The sequence below is a fragment of the Clostridium sp. genome (genome assembly GCF_036639235.1).
Lineage (GTDB): Bacteria > Bacillota > Clostridia > Clostridiales > Caloramatoraceae > Clostridium_AB.
This window is the reverse complement of the sequence record NZ_JAVWJB010000001.1, coordinates 121823-139552: the sequence shown is the minus strand read 5'-3', so window position 1 is coordinate 139552 and position 17730 is coordinate 121823. Positions and strand designations below refer to the sequence as shown.

The 17730-nt window shown below is 33.4% G+C and carries 18 protein-coding genes, 4 tRNA genes and 1 other annotated feature; of the genes, 9 read left to right on the top strand and 13 right to left on the bottom strand.

Features of this window, described 5'->3' with window-relative positions; genetic code table 11:
• Positions 1 to 3: 3 nt before the first annotated feature.
• From RR539_RS00735 to RR539_RS00710, 6 genes are all read right to left on the bottom strand, one after another.
• A tRNA-Cys gene (locus RR539_RS00735) sits at positions 4 to 77 on the bottom strand.
• 4 nt (positions 78 to 81) lie between these two features.
• Positions 82 to 157 (bottom strand) — tRNA-Phe (locus RR539_RS00730).
• Between the two features lie 14 nt (positions 158 to 171).
• Positions 172 to 248, bottom strand: a tRNA-Asp gene (locus RR539_RS00725).
• A 5-nt stretch (positions 249 to 253) separates the two neighbouring features.
• Positions 254 to 329, bottom strand: a tRNA-Val gene (locus RR539_RS00720).
• Between the two features lie 149 nt (positions 330 to 478).
• Positions 479 to 1363, bottom strand: coding sequence for an Hsp33 family molecular chaperone HslO (hslO, locus tag RR539_RS00715; RefSeq protein ID WP_332474149.1), 885 nt, complete (start codon positions 1361 to 1363; stop codon positions 479 to 481).
• 6 nt (positions 1364 to 1369) lie between these two features.
• A complete protein-coding gene (locus RR539_RS00710) occupies positions 1370 to 2110 on the bottom strand; it encodes a class I SAM-dependent DNA methyltransferase (protein ID WP_332500160.1) in 741 nt (246 codons plus the stop codon).
• A gap of 133 nt (positions 2111 to 2243) precedes the next feature.
• Between RR539_RS00710 and RR539_RS00705 the strand changes: the two genes are divergently transcribed.
• Positions 2244 to 3197, top strand: coding sequence for a type I phosphomannose isomerase catalytic subunit (locus tag RR539_RS00705; RefSeq protein ID WP_332483570.1), 954 nt, complete (start codon positions 2244 to 2246; stop codon positions 3195 to 3197).
• A 56-nt stretch (positions 3198 to 3253) separates the two neighbouring features.
• Here RR539_RS00705 and RR539_RS00700 read toward each other — a convergent pair whose 3' ends face one another.
• Complete coding sequence (locus tag RR539_RS00700; protein WP_332474146.1) at positions 3254 to 3733, bottom strand: QueT transporter family protein; 480 nt, start codon at positions 3731 to 3733, stop codon at positions 3254 to 3256.
• Positions 3734 to 3989: 256 nt separating this feature from the next.
• Here RR539_RS00700 and RR539_RS00695 point away from each other — a divergent pair, with 256 nt between their 5' ends.
• Together RR539_RS00695 and RR539_RS00690 are read left to right on the top strand one after the other, a co-directional pair.
• The gene (locus RR539_RS00695; protein ID WP_332474145.1) at positions 3990 to 4736 is read left to right on the top strand and encodes a DUF3169 family protein; all 747 of its coding nucleotides are present in this window, start codon (positions 3990 to 3992) and stop codon (positions 4734 to 4736) included.
• Positions 4737 to 4751: 15 nt separating this feature from the next.
• On the top strand, positions 4752 to 4949 hold the full coding sequence (locus RR539_RS00690) for a helix-turn-helix transcriptional regulator (RefSeq protein WP_332474144.1): 198 nt from the start codon (positions 4752 to 4754) through the stop codon (positions 4947 to 4949).
• Between the two features lie 69 nt (positions 4950 to 5018).
• On the opposite strand, the gene RR539_RS00685 is transcribed toward RR539_RS00690, so the two are convergent.
• A complete protein-coding gene (locus tag RR539_RS00685) occupies positions 5019 to 5270 on the bottom strand; it encodes a small, acid-soluble spore protein, alpha/beta type (RefSeq protein ID WP_332474143.1) in 252 nt (83 codons plus the stop codon).
• Between the two features lie 240 nt (positions 5271 to 5510).
• Between RR539_RS00685 and RR539_RS00680 the strand changes: the two genes are divergently transcribed.
• The 5 genes from RR539_RS00680 to dapD all read left to right on the top strand — a co-directional run bounded on the left by RR539_RS00680 (position 5511) and on the right by dapD (position 10226).
• Positions 5511 to 6500 (top strand): aspartate-semialdehyde dehydrogenase, encoded by a 990-nt coding sequence (locus tag RR539_RS00680; RefSeq protein ID WP_332474142.1) that lies wholly within the window; start codon positions 5511 to 5513, stop codon positions 6498 to 6500.
• Between the two features lie 139 nt (positions 6501 to 6639).
• On the top strand, positions 6640 to 7512 hold the full coding sequence (gene dapA / locus RR539_RS00675) for a 4-hydroxy-tetrahydrodipicolinate synthase (protein ID WP_332474141.1): 873 nt from the start codon (positions 6640 to 6642) through the stop codon (positions 7510 to 7512).
• A gap of 16 nt (positions 7513 to 7528) precedes the next feature.
• Positions 7529 to 8278, top strand: coding sequence for a 4-hydroxy-tetrahydrodipicolinate reductase (gene dapB / locus RR539_RS00670; protein WP_332474140.1), 750 nt, complete (start codon positions 7529 to 7531; stop codon positions 8276 to 8278).
• 56 nt (positions 8279 to 8334) lie between these two features.
• Entirely contained in the window at positions 8335 to 9489 is a 1155-nt protein-coding gene (locus RR539_RS00665; RefSeq protein WP_332474139.1) for an aminotransferase class I/II-fold pyridoxal phosphate-dependent enzyme, read from the top strand.
• 17 nt (positions 9490 to 9506) lie between these two features.
• Positions 9507 to 10226, top strand: coding sequence for a 2,3,4,5-tetrahydropyridine-2,6-dicarboxylate N-acetyltransferase (gene dapD / locus RR539_RS00660; protein WP_332474138.1), 720 nt, complete (start codon positions 9507 to 9509; stop codon positions 10224 to 10226).
• A 63-nt stretch (positions 10227 to 10289) separates the two neighbouring features.
• Here dapD and RR539_RS00655 read toward each other — a convergent pair whose 3' ends face one another.
• The 3 genes from RR539_RS00655 to RR539_RS00645 all read right to left on the bottom strand — a co-directional run bounded on the left by RR539_RS00655 (position 10290) and on the right by RR539_RS00645 (position 12616).
• The gene (locus tag RR539_RS00655) at positions 10290 to 11045 is read right to left on the bottom strand and encodes a single-stranded DNA-binding protein (protein ID WP_332474137.1); all 756 of its coding nucleotides are present in this window, start codon (positions 11043 to 11045) and stop codon (positions 10290 to 10292) included.
• A gap of 87 nt (positions 11046 to 11132) precedes the next feature.
• A complete protein-coding gene (locus RR539_RS00650; RefSeq protein ID WP_332474136.1) occupies positions 11133 to 11711 on the bottom strand; it encodes a hypothetical protein in 579 nt (192 codons plus the stop codon).
• Positions 11712 to 11857: 146 nt separating this feature from the next.
• Positions 11858 to 12616, bottom strand: a complete 759-nt coding sequence (locus tag RR539_RS00645) for a polysaccharide deacetylase family protein (RefSeq protein ID WP_332474135.1) — start codon at positions 12614 to 12616, stop codon at positions 11858 to 11860.
• 163 nt (positions 12617 to 12779) lie between these two features.
• Between RR539_RS00645 and RR539_RS00640 the strand changes: the two genes are divergently transcribed.
• Complete coding sequence (locus RR539_RS00640; RefSeq protein WP_332474134.1) at positions 12780 to 13304, top strand: DUF4364 family protein; 525 nt, start codon at positions 12780 to 12782, stop codon at positions 13302 to 13304.
• 175 nt (positions 13305 to 13479) lie between these two features.
• Here the strand turns inward: RR539_RS00640 and RR539_RS00635 are convergent, their stop codons facing one another.
• The gene (locus RR539_RS00635; protein ID WP_332474133.1) at positions 13480 to 14778 is read right to left on the bottom strand and encodes a bifunctional folylpolyglutamate synthase/dihydrofolate synthase; all 1299 of its coding nucleotides are present in this window, start codon (positions 14776 to 14778) and stop codon (positions 13480 to 13482) included.
• Positions 14779 to 14780: 2 nt separating this feature from the next.
• Positions 14781 to 17432, bottom strand: coding sequence for a valine--tRNA ligase (locus tag RR539_RS00630; protein WP_332483569.1), 2652 nt, complete (start codon positions 17430 to 17432; stop codon positions 14781 to 14783).
• A 47-nt stretch (positions 17433 to 17479) separates the two neighbouring features.
• Positions 17480 to 17698: a binding site (T-box leader), on the bottom strand.
• Positions 17699 to 17730 lie beyond the last annotated feature (32 nt).

Genomic DNA, 17730 nt, shown 5'->3' with positions numbered 1-17730 from the left:
TATTGGAGGCGCCACCCAGATTTGAACTGGGGATAAAGGTTTTGCAGACCTCTGCCTTACCACTTGGCTATGGCGCCATACTGGTGCCTCGAGCCGGAATCGAACCAGCGACACGTGGATTTTCAATCCACTGCTCTACCGACTGAGCTATCGAGGCATAAAGTAATCAAATGGCGACCCAGAAGGGGCTCGAACCCTCGACCTCTGGCGTGACAGGCCAGCACTCTAACCAACTGAGCTACTGGGCCATTTGTGGTGGAAACAACAGGGATCGAACCTGTGACCCCCTGCTTGTAAGGCAGGTGCTCTCCCAGCTGAGCTATGCTTCCATAACGATTACTTCGTCAGTGTTGCCGGCGGTTTGCCCTGCCGACATTTATTATGATACAGTAATACGGATTCAATGTCAATACTTTTTATAAAAAAGTTTTCCTAGCTATTAAAGTCCCTTTAAAACCAATAGCTAGGATATATAATTCTATTTAGCTGAGGTTATTAAATCCTCAATATTATCTGATGTAAATTCATACTTCTTATCACAGAAGTGACATTCAACACCAATAGTATTCTCTTCTTCCTTAATCCTATTCAGTTCCTCTTCCCCAAGTGAAATCAGAGTCTTCTCAACTCTCTCTCTTGAACAGTCACACTTATAATGTACTTCCTGCTTCTCATGGATAACAAGGTCCATATCGTCAAATAACATATTAAGTATATCCTCAGCTGACTTACCTTCAGATATTAGTGTTGATAGTGGTGGTATTTCTTGTAGTCTATAAGTTATAACATCTCCAAGCATCTCAGGTGAACCTGGCATCATCTGAATAATAATTGATCCTGCTGCTTTAATTGTCATATCATCCTTATCAACTAATACTCCAAGTACAACTGCTGATGGAACCTGCTCTGATACTGCAAAATAATATGCTATATCATCTCCAATTTCTCCTGTATATATAGGAACCTTACCTACATATGGCTCCTTAAGACCTAAGTCCTTAATAATATTAAGTGTTCCATTTTTCCCTACTGCACCTGACACATCAAGGTTTCCATTTTCGTTTGGAGGAAGTGTAACTGCAGGGTTACCTATGTATCCCTTTACATTACCTGTTGAATCTGTTGCTACAACAAGATTACCTGCCTCACCTCCACCATTCATAGAGATTGTAATTCTGTCCTTATCTCCCTTAGACATAACCCCTAGAATTGTTCCTGCACTTAAAAGTCTTCCAAGTGCCGCTGATGCTACTGGGCTTAGATTATGCATCTTTCTAGCCTCTTCTACTATATCAGTAGTAATAGCACAAAATACTCTAACATTACCTTCACTAGCTGTTCCTCTAACTATATATCCCATAATGCCCTCCTATTTTCTACATATGAATGTTGCCCTAAGGCTTTTATTCTCATATGGTATATTTTCGTAATCATTATAAATCTCTATATTATTAAATCCTACATTCTTAAGCAAATCTACAATATAGTCTATACTATAGGCCCTTTGGTAGTGTACCTCATCAAACCTTCTGTATAAGCCACCTTCTTTAACAAAGAATGTTATATACATTTCAATGAATTCATCTTCAATATAATTATCCCATATATAACAAAGATCATCTTCATTAAGGGTAAAACTCTTATTCCCTATATGTTCTAAAAGCTTATATTGTGTACTAACATCGAAAACAAAATATCCATCCTCTTCAAGTGAATTAAAAACACCTTCAAATCCCCTTAACATATCCTCTTCTTCTAATATATAGTTATACCCATCACAGAAGGAAAATATAAAATCAAACTTTTTTGAAAGGTCTATATCTGTCATATCCATATTAACAAATTTAACGCTGTAATTTTTAAGCCTAAGCTTTTCTTCTGCCACCTGAAGCATATCATAGGAAATATCGACCCCTGTTACATCAAAACCTAATTCCTTAAGTTTCAAAGTCATATTTCCAGTTCCACACCCAAGTTCTAGGGCTTTTGTCCCCCTAGTATTAATTCCCCTATTATTAAAATAGTCACGTAGAAAGTCACTCCACTTACTATAGTCCATTTCTATCATTTTATCATAAACCTGGGAAATATACGTATACTGTTCATTCATACAATCATCTCCTAAAGGATTTTACTTAAAATATTATTATCTATTTAGAAATAAAAATCAACTTTATTATTTAGGAACATTTCACACTTTCCCTGAATAGACTTATATAAAAATGAATTATAGGAGGAAATATATGTTTTATCCTCTTTTTTTAACCCCCTTTTTCAAAGAGTGTATTTGGGGTGGAAATAACCTTAAATCTATTTTAGGTAAAAACATTCCAAGTAATAATACAGGTGAAAGCTTTGAAATATCCTGCCACACAGACTATCTATGTAAAATAAAAAGCGGTGTTTTTAAGGATCTTTATTTAAAAACACTTGTAGATATATACCCAGTCGAAATTCTTGGAAAAAATATTGATTCTGATTTTTTCCCTATAATAGTAAAGATTCTTGATGCAAGGGATAGACTTTCTATTCAGGTTCACCCTAATGATAGATATGCCTACAATAATTATAGATCCCTTGGCAAAAATGAGCTTTGGTATGTACTACATGCTAATAAAGATAGCAAAATCATTTTAGGACTTAAGGATAATACCAGTAAAAAAGATATAGAATCCTCACTCTCAAATGGTAATATTTCTGATTATTTAAATATAGAAAATGTATCAATTGGTGATTGTATATACATTCCCTCTGGTACAGTCCATGCACTACTTGAAAATATAGTTGTACTTGAAGTTCAGCAAAGTAGCGACTTAACCTATAGACTATATGACTGGGATAGACTTGAAAATGGATGCAAACGAAAACTTCATATAAATAATGCTTTAGATGTAATAAACCCTAAATCAAAGGGAGAAATAATTAAGGCATCGGATTATGAAGGGGAATATTTTTATAACCTAATAGATATTAAAGACTTTACTGTTGACTATATTAACCTAAATGGCTCACTTCTTGACCATCCCTGTTATAAAAGCTTCCATGTATATACCTGTATTAATGGTAGTGGCTATATTATATATAAGGGATCTAGTCAACCAATTAACAAGGGAGATACCTTCCTTATACCAGCATCCCTTAAGGAATATGAAATTAGAGGTGAGCTTACCCTTATAAAAGTATATATTAAAAAATAACCCCAAAGAGATTTTCTCTTTGGGGTTTCTATTCCTTGCGTATATATTAATGTTTATTATTTTTCTATATAAGACATTAATTTTTCATTTTTACTAATTCCCTTAAATATAGGATAAGCAATAATAGTCATAATTATAAATTCGCTTACAAAAATTGATGCAGCAGTTGCAACAAATGGTATGTTTTGAAGTAAGTAAAGCTCTAAGGCTACTATTACCGGTATAAATAAGCTTGGCCATAATGATGCTACAAATAAATTCTTAGACTTTGCAATAAAGTATACACTTAATGCAGTTGATAGTGTACCAAAAATAACATCGTAAATTCCAAGTGGACTATATATATTAGATAGTGCACATCCTATTATTAGGGATATCCCATATATAGGATTAAAAAATACTAATAAATTTAAGATTTCCGATACTCTAAATTGAATTGCACCATAACCTATTGGTGCTATAGCAATAGTTAACACTATGTATAATGCTGCAACAATTGCTACCTTTGTTAGATTTGAAACTGAAATGCCTCTCATATATAAATTCCTCCTGTTTTCTTGTTTTTTGAGCTGGTATCTTCAGGCACAGCTCACCTTGTTTTAATGTGGTTTGGCAAGGAACACAATAGTCATTATAACATACTTTTTTCAAAAAGCTTATATTCTGTAAATTTAGACTTAATTAGGTTAAGTTTAAATAACATTTTGTATAGTTCATTTAACAAATTGTAAAGTTTACTTTACATTTACTCCTAACTAAACTATAATAATCCTTAAGAAAGGACGTGTTGAAATGAGTTTAAATACTAATAAAAAATCTATTTTTTACTTTATATTATTTATGGTTTTAGGAGGGCTTGCCGGCTTTAGTTCTGCATTCTTTGCTGGCAATATTGATTTAAGTAATATTGAGCCAAATGAAACCTTCTACAACATTATATTTTACTTAGGAGCTGTTGTATCACTTATATTAATATTAATTACTACTGTTTCAATGATTAAAATTAATAAAACAATTAAATCTAATAATGATATAGATGAATATACACTTGATACGGATACCCATAAAAACCTTACAATTATTCTATCCACTTCTACCTTGTTAAACGTTTTTACTCTTGGATGGATAGTTATTTTAATTTTATACATAGAGAAACTTCCATCTACTAGCACTACGTCAATTTTATATTTATTATTTGCAGTAATAATAACCGTAGCTTCTACTGTACTTCCAATAATAGCTTTTAAATTTTATAATAGAATTTATAAAACTAGGCAACTTGATGTACTTTCACCAGGCATTTCAAAACATGCATTTAATCACTTAGATGAATGTGAAAAAACAATAGCATATAAGGCTGCATTTAAGTCATTTAAAACAATAGACGGATTAATGTTTTTTATAATAATATTTTTAATGATAATTGGCCTATTACTAAATATAGATACTATACTAGCTGTTATAATAGTAACTACCCTACTTATAATAAGTAAATCAATTTACTTATTAGAGGTTTATAAACTTGAAAAGTCTAACTAGACCTTAGGAGGAAATATGGAACTTAAAAATAAAGTTAAGGAACTTCGTGCAAGGCATAACTTAAATCAAACTGACCTTGCTAAATTAGTTTCGGTTTCACGTCAAACCATTGGTCAAATTGAAAAAGGTGACTACTCACCATCGGTAATGCTTGCACTTAAAATAGCAAAGGCACTTAATTCTACTGTAGATGAAGTTTTTTATATTGTATAAAATTCAAATCTGAATAATCAATATACATTAAAACAAAACTAAAGGGATAATACCTTTAGTTTTGTTTTATTATTTATTCCACTTACGCCCTGCTGTCTTATTACGTCTAGTCATGATTCCACCTATTCTTCCAGTTTCACTGGATGTTAGTCCATCCCATCCATACTTCTCAACCTTATCTAGAAGTCCAAGCTCCTCAGCTATCTCATACTTAATAGATTCCCTTTGTTTCATCTCCTCAGTTAGCTCCTTATTTGCAACAAGCTTAGCCTTAACCTTCTTCTTAAATGGTGTTGCCAAAAAATCACCTCCCCATTTCATTAATAGCTATATTTTACCCCTACCTAAAAATATTATTCATTTGATAATGCAAGTTTACGTAAACCAACATTCATATTTTAATTAACCAAATATTTATTATTTTGTGTTATGTTTTTATCAGGTAGCTAAAACACTGTTTTTTACAACTTTTTTGCAAATATTAATTAGTATATTTTGCAATTTTGTGATATAATAACCTTCATAAAAGTATAAGATTCAACGCTTTAAGGAGGTATTATTATGGGAGTTAAATTAGCAGTTGTAGGGGCAACTGGTATGGTTGGGAGAACATTTTTACAAGTATTAAAGGAAAGAAATTTCCCAATCGATGAACTTTACCTATTTTCATCAGCAAGATCAGCTGGAGAAGTAATGGAATATGACGGTAAGGAATATACAGTAGAAGAACTAAAGGAAGATTCATTTGATAGAGGAATAGATATAGCACTATTCTCAGCAGGTGGAGATACAAGTAAGGAGTTTGCACCTATTGCAGCATCTAAGGGATGTATTGTAGTAGACAACTCAAGTGCTTGGAGAATGGACAAGGAAGTTCCTCTAGTAGTTCCTGAGGTTAATCCTGAAGATATTAAGTGGAACAAGGGTATTATAGCAAACCCTAACTGTTCAACAATTCAAGCGGTTGTTGCACTTAAGCCACTAGAAGATAAGTATAAAATCAAGAGAGTTATTTACTCAACATACCAAGCAGTTGCAGGAGCTGGAGTTGCTGGTTATGCAGATCTTGAGGATGGTTCACTTAAGGGTGCAGAGCCTAAGAAGTTCCAGCACCAAATAGCATACAACCTAATTCCTCATATAGATGTATTTATGGATAATGGATATACTAAGGAAGAAATGAAAATGGTTCTTGAAACTCAAAAAATTCTTCACAGAGATGATATTAGGGTTACAGCAACTACTGTTAGAGTTCCTGTATACTATGGTCACAGTGAGTCAATTAACCTTGAGTTCGAAAACAGCTTTGAGGTTGATGAGGCAAGAGAAGTTTTATCATCAGCTAAGGGTATTGTAGTTATAGATAACCCATCAAAAAACGAATATCCAATGCCTGCAATGCTAGCTGGACGTGATGAAGTCTTCGTTGGAAGAATTAGACGTGATGAGTCAGTTGATAATGGACTTAACATGTGGGTTGTTGCAGATAACATTAGAAAAGGTGCTGCAACTAACGCAGTTCAAATAGCTGAACTTCTTATTAATAAGTAATTTTTATGTTAAACTATCATGCTACTAAATGCTTAGTAGCATGGTATAATTTATTTTATTTTTTATTTTATGTTAAATTGCAAAAATCTCTCTATATGCATATAATGAAAATAAGTTTGAAATGAAAGGATGAGTATTCATGAGTATTTTTACCGGATCAGGGGTTGCAATTATTACTCCCTTTACAAACAGTGGTGTTGACTTCGATAAACTACAAGAGCTTATTGAATGGCATATAGAAGAAGGAACAGACGCTATTATAGTTTGTGGAACTACAGGTGAAGCATCAACTATGACAGAATCTGAAAGAAAAGAAACTATTAAATTTACAGTAGATACAGTAAATAAGAGAGTTCCTGTTATTGCAGGAACAGGAAGCAATAACACTGCTTCTTCAGTAGAAATGAGCAAATGGGCAGATAGTATTGGAGTAGACGGGCTGTTAGTTATAACTCCATACTACAACAAAACAACTCAAGAGGGATGTGTTAAGCACTTCGAAGCTATAGCAACTGCTGTTAACACTCCAATTATAGTGTATAATGTACCATCAAGAACAGGACTTAACCTACTTCCTACAACACTTAAGGAAGTTTCAAAACTTCCTAATATTGTTGCTATTAAGGAAGCTAGTGGTAACATGAGCCAGGTTGCAGAAATAGCTTACCTATGCCCAGGAATAGATATATATTCAGGAAACGATGATCAAATCGTTCCTATAATGTCTCTTGGAGGAAAAGGTGTTATATCTGTTGTTGCAAACATTCTACCAAAACAAACCCATGATATTTGCGCTAAATATTTAGAGGGTAAAACTAAGGAAGCATTAGATATACAACTAAATATGCTACCAGTTATTAACGCTTTATTTATTGAGTGTAACCCTATACCTGTTAAAGCAGCTTTAAATATAATCGGGAAAAACGTTGGTACTTTAAGACTACCTTTACTAGACATCTCACCAAAGGGACATGATGTTTTAAGTAAGGCAATGAATGAATACGGATTTTAATCCTCGGAGGTTATTAATGAAAGTATTATTATTTGGATGTAACGGAAGAGTTGGTCAGGTACTAACTCGTCTTATAAACACTTCTGATAACATGGAAGTTGTATGTGGTGTTGATAGAGATGCTAAAATGCTAAGCACTTACCCTGTATACTCATCACTTAATGATGTTAAGGAAAGCGCTGATGTTGTAATAGACTTTTCAAATCATAGCTGCCTTGATAGTCTTCTAGACTTTGGCAAAAGAACACATACACCTTTAGTTATATGTACAACAGGATTTTCTGAAGAGCAAAAAGCTAAAATGCTAGAAGCTTCAAAGTCATTCCCAATACTTCACTCAGGTAATATGTCAGTTGGTATTAACCTTTTACTATCACTGGTTAAAAAGGCAGCTGCAACTCTTTACCCAGAGTTTAATATTGAAGTTATAGAAAAGCATCACAACCAAAAACTTGATGCTCCAAGTGGAACAGCGCTTATGATTGCTGATGCTATGAAGGAATCACTTGAGGATAGTATAAACTATGTTCATGGAAGACATACTAAAACTGAAAAAAGAACTGAAAACGAAATTGGTATACACGCTGTAAGAGCCGGAGGAATATTTGGCGAGCACACTGCATTATTTGCAAGTAACAATGAAATTGTTGAAATCAAACATACAGCATTAACACGTGAAGTTTTTGCAGATGGAGCTATTAAGGCTGCTATCTACCTTAAGGATCAAACTTCAGGTTTCTATACTATGAGTGACGTTATCGGCTAGAATTATTGCCCCTCTTAATTTTTTAAGTGGGGCTTTTTAAAATTGGAGGTGTTTTTATGTGTTTTATTAATGAATCTGTTCTTGGCATCGAAATATCCGGTATTAGAAAATTTCTAAACATTGCATCTAACTATCCTAATGCACTTTCTCTAACCATAGGTCAGCCAGACTTTAAAACTCCAGATCATATAATAAAAAAGTCAATTGAGGCCTTAGAAAATGGGTATACAGTATACACTCCTAACAAAGGAATTACACCTTTGCTTAAAGGTGTATCATCATATATGAATACTAAGTACTCCCTTAACTACTCAAGTGAGGATGAAATTATTGTAACAAATGGTGCAAGTGAGGCAATAGATACTGCTCTTAGAACTATTATTTCAAGTGGTGACGAGGTGATAATCCCCTCCCCTGCATATCCAGGTTATGAACCATTAATTAAAATACTCGGGGGAAAATGCATATACATAGATACAACAGAGGATAATTTTAAATTAACAGCTTCAAAACTAAAAAATGCAATTACAAAAAACACTAAATGTTTAATTCTACCCTACCCTTCTAACCCAACAGGAACTACACTAACATATGAAGAAATCCTTTCAATTGCACAGGTAGCCCTAGACAGTAATATATTAGTACTCTCAGACGAGGTTTATAGTGAGCTTTGTTATAACGGTCCACATATATCCATTGGTAATATAGATTTTATTCGAAATAATGTAATTATTGTTAATGCACTATCTAAGTCCCATTCAATGACAGGGTTTAGAATAGGCTTTTTATTAGCACCAAAATACCTTACAGACAACTTTGTTAAGGTTCACCAATACAATTCCACCTGTACAAGTAGTATAAGCCAATACGCAGCACTTGAGGCTGTTACAACTGGTTTAGATGATCCACTATATATGAAAGCGGAATACATTAAAAGACGTGATTATGTTTATAATAGATTAGTAGATATGAACCTTAACTGTACACTTCCAACTGGAGGATTTTACTTTTTCCCATCTATTAAGAAATTTAATCCCTCATCCTATGATTTTGCACTTGATTTACTAGATAAGGCAGGTGTTGCAGTAGTTCCAAGTACTGCTTTTTCTGGTGGAATAGATGGGTATATAAGAATATCCTACGTATGTTCTATGGAAAATTTACAGGAAGCTCTTAATAGACTAGAGAATTATCTTATAACTAACTTCTAATATAAGGAGGAATCTTTATGAACACAAGAAAAGATTATGACTTAACTGACCCATACGAAATAGCTAGATTCATTAAGGAAAGTACTAAAAAAACCCCTGTTACAGCATATATAAGCGGTACACTCTCCTCAACTACCTATGAGGGTCTCGAGATATATGGTACAGATGGATTTTATATAGTATTTGGGGATAACCATCTTATTGAGAATCTTATATCCTCAAATAGTTCAACAATTAAAAATAGCAGGGTTATATACGATAGGCGCAACTCACCTATTCCAATGCTTGATATTAGAAATATTAATGCTAGAATCGAGCCTGGTGCTATTATACGAGAAGGTGTAACCATACATGATAGTGCTGTTATTATGATGGGTGCCGTTATAAATATAGGCTGTGAAATCGGTGAAGGTTCTATGATAGATATGAATGCAGTTCTTGGTGCTAGAGCTAAAATCGGCAAGTATTCACATATAGGTGCTGGTGCTGTTATTGCAGGAGTTTTAGAACCACCTTCTAAGGACCCTGTAATTGTTGGCAACAACGTTATGGTAGGTGCTAATGCAGTACTTCTTGAAGGAGTTAAAATAGGTGATGGTGCTGTTGTTGCTGCAGGTTCTGTTGTAACTAAGGATGTACCTGAAAAGGTTGTTGTTGCAGGTACCCCTGCTAAAATAATCAAAGACGTAGACGATAAAACCCTTAGCAAAACACAATTACTTGATGATTTAAGATAAACAAAAATGGGGCTTGTACCAGCAGTTATTAACCGCTAATACAAGGCCCCTTTATTTTACTTATTAATATTCACTTGTTTCAGCAGAAACTTCTTCAAGTGCAATATTTAATTCATTTTCATCAATATTTAAATCCATATTTCCGTTACCAAAAGGAATGCCTATTTCATAAATATTATCTTCGCATAGGCCCTCTTCATCAGTAACACTTTCCATTTTAGTAATAGAAACTTCATAAGCAACTCTACTTACTATCATTTCATCACTAAGCTTCTTCTCATAAGACCTACTTTGAATTCTTCCCCATATTCTAATATGTGAACCAATTTCAAATGTACTTGAGAATCTAGCATTTCTTCCCCAAGCTATAACTGGTATGTAGTCAGACTTATTATAAGGTCTGTTTGCAGCTACAAGGATATCTGTAATTTCACGTCCAAATGGAGTTGTTCTATAAACAGGTGCCTTACAGATATAACCATCAATAAATATTTGGTTAGGACTCTTTGATACTTCTGTTATAACATTAATATCTCTAGCAAAGATTGTTAGAATTAATCTATTATGTCCATCTACTATTTTGTTGTAAGATCTAAGTTGTCCAACAACATTAACTAAACTACCAACCTGAATATCCATTATAGATATTAATCTTTCTGAAACTGTAACAGGTAGAATATCTACCGCATCACTTAATCTTGGAACCTCAACCTTAACTATGTAAAAACCTTCACCATACATTTGATGGCTAAACTCGATATCAGCAACTACCTTCCCCTCAATGTAAACTTTGTTTGTAACTAATAGATTATCAGTCATATTACCATACCTCTCCTTCGTGTTTTTAGCTTTTTAATTAATCTTAAGATATAGATATTAATCTTTTGCATGAAATATGAATAAATTTTAAAAATTATATCCAAGAACTAACATGCATGTTAGTGATGCAAGGTAGCTAAACAAATCCTCACTACTTCCACTTTCCCTTATGGGATGCTCAAATGGATGTACTACTTCCCCCTTGTAATTAACAATAGACCTTTGTAGACAATAGCTAAATTCCAAAACGTCTAGGTCACTTATACTACTCGCCGTTACGGTACTTCTCTCATTCAATCCATATGTTATTGGATAGATATTGTTACATATAAAGTCTATATCGTTAATAAAGTCTGAGTTAAATATAAAATAGCCTTCTGGTTTTATAGTGCATATAACCTGGCTTATCGCATCCTTGTTATATGTATCTTCACATAATGTATTCATAAGGATTATATCGAACTCAACATCTTTATACCTTCCATTTAAAATATCCCCTAAATTAATATCATATATAATATAATTGAATATATTGCCATTATTGTAAATGTTCTTCTGTATATATTTTTCTATGATTAATACAGAATTCCTTCTTTTTTTTAGAAAATTTTTAATATATATGGAATCTTTAGCATTATTTCTATGTGAAATTACCCCTATATTCATAAGATCATTCCTCCTTAATCCTTTTATTATGAGGGTCTCCACAATCATCTATAAATATTCTAAATAAAAAAAGATAATCTATCGTTTTTTTCTATAGACTATCTTTTTCCATATATATGCGAATTTTTTCACATACTTTCAAGGTTTTATATGCTTTTTTGCCTTCCAGTATGATCTATATAATAACTATCTTTATAAATCATCTCTGATACTGTATTAAATTTATATCCCTGCTTTTTAAGAGTGGTAATGGTTTTTTGTAGTTTATCGTAGGACTCATTTGAGTTATTAGTAAATAATAATATTGAACCGCTAGTTACTTTTTCTAAAAACTCTTCTTCATTATTTTCTAACTCATAGTCCTTAAAATCTAAGTTCCACACAACTGAAACCATATCCATATCACTTACTGCCCTTTGACTTTTATCACTATATTCTCCATATGGAGGTCTAAATACCCCTACTGTTTTACCTGTAATCATCTTAATCTTCTCATTAGCCCCAAGTATCTCTCTTTCTAGATTCTCCCTACTTAAGTGGCTAATATGGGGATATGTTAATGAGTTATTTCCAATTTCATGTCCATTTTTATGAATTTTTACGGCATCATTTCTATACATATCAATCCACGCTCCTGTGGTAAAAAAGGTAGCCTTTACCCCTTCCTTTCTAAGAAGCTTTAAAATCTCATCTGTATACTGCTCTGAAAACCCAGTATTTATTGTTATAGCTATAGTCTTATCTTCCCTCTCTACACTATGTACTGGAATAGAATTATTATTTGCCAGTGCACTATTAAACACTTTCATTCCCTTACCTGTTGAATAAAAAACTGAAATTCCAACAATGCAGCATATAAGCATTAAATTAATAGTCCACTTTTTAAATAGCTTATTTCTCTTCAAATTATCCTCCAAATTCCTTTTTTTATAATGTATTTGCTATATCTCACAATAATTACTTAAATAAATAAATTATAACTACATATTTTAACTATAATTTACTTGATAGGGTTTACATATTATTGATATAATTTATGTAATATTAATTTAGTTGGGGGATGACATTATGTTTAAGGATACATCCGAATTAGCTGAGAACAAGCTACTTCTTTTATATATATTAGATAAGTTAAAGGTACCAACATCTAATACACTATTAACTCAAGTAGTTTTAGAGAACAATCTTATTAATTATTTTTTATTACAACAGTACCTATCTGAACTTGTGGATAATGGGTTTATTGAGGACTCAAAATATAACAATACCCACAAATTAACACTAACAGAATCAGGAAAAAGTACACTCGAATTTTTTACCAATAGAATTCCAACTGAAAAGATACAATTAATTGATGAGCACCTAGTTGAAGGAAAATACCTAGGTGAAGTATTTAAGTCATACCTTGCTTCATTTGAGCAGGTAGATGATGTTTGTAAGGTAAGTCTATACCTTAAAGAAAATGACAATATAACCTCATCACATTCCTTTAATGTAGAGACTTTAGATGAAGCTAGTAAAATATGCGATATATGGAGAAATAAAGGCGATAAAATATCAGAGGCTATTCTATCCATATTTATGGACAGCTAGTTTTTAAGATTAAACACTCTTAAAATATACCTTATTCTCATGCTTAGGGTAATATTTATTCTAATTATTTGTTTTCTAATATTCTTTAAGAAAATTTCAAATCTAGTTATCATAAGAAATCCCTCCTTAAATACATTATATTTAAGAAGGGATTTTTTGTTCTATTTTGTTGAAATTAACTTAAAGATAATTTCTCTTTAATGTATCCACGAACCTCACCTATCATATATAGTGAGCCACAGAATACTAGCATTTCGTCTTCTTCTCTTGACTGTAAAGCTATATCTACAGCTTCAGTAATACATGAAGCACTTACTGCCTCATATCCTTTTTGTCTAATAATAGTAGCAAGTTCCTCTGAAGTAAGTGCCCTATCGTTATTCGGAGTAACAGTTACAAAGTTATCTCCTATGCTTAAAAGATCATCAATCATCTTGTTGTAATCCTTATCTGAAAGCATTCCACAAGTTATTTTAATCTTCTTCCCCTTAAAGTACTTATTAACTGAATCTACTAATGCTTCAATTCCTTGAACATTGTGTCCTCCATCAAGTACTATAATAGGATCCTTAGTTAGAACCTCAAATCTAGCAGGCCATCTAGCTTCTAAAAGACCGTTGTAAACAGCCTCATCTGAAATTTCATACCCAAGTTCCTTTAGTGCCTTAACAGCAAGTAGAGCTGTTTTAGTGTTCATAACCTGGTAGTAGCCAAGTATTCCAATGTGAAGGTTATCGTACTTAACTGTACCTGAAACATTGTAAACTGTTCCATCTACTGACTCTGATACAATCTCATCCTTAACATCAGATACATTATATATCTTTGCATTCATTTCCTTTGCAACTTCCATAATAACATCATGTGCTTCCTTTACCTGTGGGTAAAGAATAAGTGGCTTATCCTTTTTAATAATACCAGCTTTTTCATATGCTATTTTAGCAATATTGTCACCTAGTACATTAATGTGGTCAAGACTTATTGTAGTTAATACTTCAAGTACTGGGTCAACAACATTTGTTGCATCAAATCTTCCACCAAGACCTACTTCTAGAACTACAAAATCAACATTTTGCTCTGCAAAATACTTAAATGCAACTGCAGTTATAACCTCAAACTCTGTAGGATGATCAAGTCCTTCCTTAACTAGAGTTTCAACATGAGGTACCATTTCTGTAACAAGTCTTGCAACCTCACAGGTTGGAATCTCTTCCTTGTTGATTCTAATTCTTTCTGTAAATCTTTCAATATAAGGAGAGGTATAAACCCCTACCTTATATCCTGCATTTTCAAGAATTTTAGATAAAAATGTAGTTGTAGAACCTTTACCATTTGTTCCACCTACATGTATAACCTTAAGCTGTTTCTCTGGGCTTCCTAGAATTTCGCAGAATCTTTCGATTCTCTTCATTCCAAGATTTATTCCAAACTTACCAATACTCTCAACGTATTTTAGTGCTTCATCGTAATTCATAATTACCCCCTGTAGCTGTTAAGTCTTTCAAGTACCTTATCTAGCATATCTTGATACTTCTTTTGCTTATCTTTTTCTTCGTTAATTACACTTTCAGGAGCCTTAGCTACAAAACCTTGATTTGAAAGTTTCTTGTTAACTCTTTCAACTTCCTTTTCTAGCTTTTCCTTTTCCTTAGTAAGTCTATCTATTTCTTTTTCCTTATCAATTAAGTCGTCAAGTGGCATAAATAATTCTCCACCTTCTACTACTAATGATACAGCATCCTTTGGTACATCACTTGAAACTATAAATGCAACTTCTGCAGCTGAAGCTAGCTTCTCAAAGTATACTCTTCCCTCTTCAAATGCAGCTCTAGCTTCATCTGTTGATGGAATAATCATAATAGTTGCCTTTCTTGAAGCAGGAACATTCATTTCTGCTCTTACATTTCTAAGATGCTTAATAGCGTCTATTACATACTCCATAGCCTTAACATCTTCTTCAAATGTTAACTCCTCTGAGTACTCTGGCCACTTAGCTGTTGTTATTGTTTCTTCTGAAGTAATATTAGTGTATATTTCCTCAGTAATAAATGGCATAAATGGATGAAGCATCTTTAAGCTTCCCTTTAGAACGTGCATAATAGTGCTGTATACAGCAGCCTTAGTTGCAGCGTCGTCTGAGTATAGTCTTGGCTTAACAAGTTCTATATACCAGTCACAAAGCTCTGACCATATAAAGTCATTAACCTTTTGAGCTGCAATACCTATTTCAAACTTATCAAGGTTGTCTGTAACGTCTCTTACAACAGTGTTAAATCTACTTAGGATCCACTTATCTGCTGAAGTGTAGTAGTTACTTGCATTGTCTTTATATTCATTAACTATAGATTCATCAATATTCATAAGAACAAATCTTGATGCATTCCATATCTTATTAGCAAAATTTCTTGAAGCTTCTACTCTTTCCATGTAGAATCTCATATCGTTTCCAGGTGAATTTCCTGTAGCTAGTGTAAATCTTAGGGCATCTGCACCGTACTCATCAATAATCTCAAGTGGGTCAATACCATTTCCTAGAGACTTACTCATCTTTCTTCCCTCAGAATCACGAACAAGTCCATGAACTAGAACATGCTTAAATGGAACTTCTCCTAGCTGCTCTATTCCTGAGAATACCATTCTAGCTACCCAGAAGAATATAATGTCATATCCAGTAACTAGTGTATCTGTTGGGTAGAAATACTTAAGGTCCTTTGTAGTATCAGGCCAACCAAGTGTTGAGAATGGCCATAGTGCTGATGAGAACCAAGTATCTAGTACGTCTGTGTCTTGAGTAATATTTTCACTCTTACACTGACTGCAGCAAGTAGGTGTTTCGTTTTGAACTGTTAGATGACCACAGTCACCACAGTACCAAACTGGAATTCTATGTCCCCACCAAAGCTGTCTAGATATACACCAATCTTGAATGTTTTCCATCCAGTTGTAGTAAATCTTTGAGAATCTCTCTGGTACAAATTGTACGCTTCCATCTCTAACAGCATCAATAGCAGGTGCTGCAAGTGGTTCCATTTTAACGAACCATTGCTTTGATAGAAGTGGTTCTACAACAGTTGAACATCTATCATGAGTTCCAACGTTGTGTGTATGGTCTTCTATTTTAACAAGGTTACCCATGTCTTCAAGGTCTTTAATAATCTGCTTTCTAGCTTCATATCTATCCATTCCCTCATACTTACCAGCTAGAGAATTCATAGTTCCATCTTCATTCATAACTACTATCTTAGGTAGGTTATGTCTTTCACCAACCATAAAGTCGTTAGGGTCGTGTGCAGGTGTTATTTTAACACATCCTGTACCAAACTCCTTATCAACATAATCGTCAGCTATTATTGGAATTTCCTTGTTAACTAGAGGAAGAATAAGCATCTTACCAACTAGATGTGCATATCTCTCATCTTCTGGGTTTACTGCAACTGCAACGTCTCCTAGCATTGTTTCAGGTCTTGTTGTAGCAATAACAAATACCTCATCACTATCCTTTACAGAATACTTAATATGCCAGAAATGTCCTGCTTTTTCTTCATATTCTATTTCAGCATCTGAAATAGCAGTCATGCATTTTGGACACCAGTTAATTATTCTATTACCTTGGTAAATAAGACCCTTATTATAAAGTCTTACGAATACTTCACGAACAGCCTTGTTAAGGTTCTCATCCATTGTAAAGCTTTCACGAGTCCAGTCTGCTGAAACTCCAAGTCTTGTAAGCTGTCCCTTGATTCTTTCTCTGTATGTACCAGCCCAGTCCCATACTTTTTCAAGGAATGCATCTCTTCCCATTTCCTTCTTATCATACCCTTGAGTTATAAGTTCCTTCTCAACTCTAACCTCAGTTGCAATACTAGCGTGGTCTGTACCAGGTAGCCATAGTGCTGAGTATCCGCTCATTCTCTTATATCTCATAAGAATATCTTGTAGAGTATTGTCTAGTGCGTGACCCATATGAAGCTGCCCTGTTATATTTGGAGGTGGCATCATAATAGTATAAGGCTTCTTAGTCTCATCTACCTCAGGTGTAAAATATTTGTTATCTACCCATTTTTTATAAAGTCTATCTTCAAACTCTTTAGGGGCATAGTTCTTAGCAATTTTTAAATTATCTTCCATTGTTATTCCTCCTTAAATAATTACATACAAAAAAGCCCTCCATCCTCAATAAGGACGAAGGGCCGCGTTACCACCTTAATTCTAGCACTATAAATAGTACTAGCACTTAAAAAATTTAACGGCAAAAACCGTTTCACTCTACTTAGTTTCAAGTGAAATGCTCAAAAGCTACATTCAAAAATAACTAACCTTAAGATGACTCTCAGCCTATGGACATCTCTCTCTTAAAGGGTATATTTCCTACTCCTCTTTCTCATAGCATATACCTATATTCAATATACTCTATTATAATATTTTC

Bases quoted from the DNA above. Each gene is read 5' to 3' on its own strand.
- RR539_RS00640 (WP_332474134.1), top strand. From the start codon at position 12,780: ATGTTTAAGGATACATCCGAATTAGCTGAGAACAAGCTACTTCTTTTA.
- dapB (WP_332474140.1), top strand. From the start codon at position 7,529: ATGAAAGTATTATTATTTGGATGTAACGGAAGAGTTGGTCAGGTACTA.
- RR539_RS00685 (WP_332474143.1), bottom strand. From the start codon at position 5,270: ATGAAATGGGGAGGTGATTTTTTGGCAACACCATTTAAGAAGAAGGTT.
- RR539_RS00700 (WP_332474146.1), bottom strand. From the start codon at position 3,733: ATGAGAGGCATTTCAGTTTCAAATCTAACAAAGGTAGCAATTGTTGCA.
- RR539_RS00665 (WP_332474139.1), top strand. From the start codon at position 8,335: ATGTGTTTTATTAATGAATCTGTTCTTGGCATCGAAATATCCGGTATT.
- RR539_RS00630 (WP_332483569.1), bottom strand. From the start codon at position 17,432: ATGGAAGATAATTTAAAAATTGCTAAGAACTATGCCCCTAAAGAGTTT.
- dapA (WP_332474141.1), top strand. From the start codon at position 6,640: ATGAGTATTTTTACCGGATCAGGGGTTGCAATTATTACTCCCTTTACA.
- RR539_RS00695 (WP_332474145.1), top strand. From the start codon at position 3,990: ATGAGTTTAAATACTAATAAAAAATCTATTTTTTACTTTATATTATTT.
- RR539_RS00650 (WP_332474136.1), bottom strand. From the start codon at position 11,711: ATGAATATAGGGGTAATTTCACATAGAAATAATGCTAAAGATTCCATA.
- dapD (WP_332474138.1), top strand. From the start codon at position 9,507: ATGAACACAAGAAAAGATTATGACTTAACTGACCCATACGAAATAGCT.
- RR539_RS00635 (WP_332474133.1), bottom strand. From the start codon at position 14,778: ATGAATTACGATGAAGCACTAAAATACGTTGAGAGTATTGGTAAGTTT.
- RR539_RS00710 (WP_332500160.1), bottom strand. From the start codon at position 2,110: ATGAATGAACAGTATACGTATATTTCCCAGGTTTATGATAAAATGATA.
- RR539_RS00705 (WP_332483570.1), top strand. From the start codon at position 2,244: ATGTTTTATCCTCTTTTTTTAACCCCCTTTTTCAAAGAGTGTATTTGG.
- RR539_RS00680 (WP_332474142.1), top strand. From the start codon at position 5,511: ATGGGAGTTAAATTAGCAGTTGTAGGGGCAACTGGTATGGTTGGGAGA.
- RR539_RS00655 (WP_332474137.1), bottom strand. From the start codon at position 11,045: ATGACTGATAATCTATTAGTTACAAACAAAGTTTACATTGAGGGGAAG.
- RR539_RS00690 (WP_332474144.1), top strand. From the start codon at position 4,752: ATGGAACTTAAAAATAAAGTTAAGGAACTTCGTGCAAGGCATAACTTA.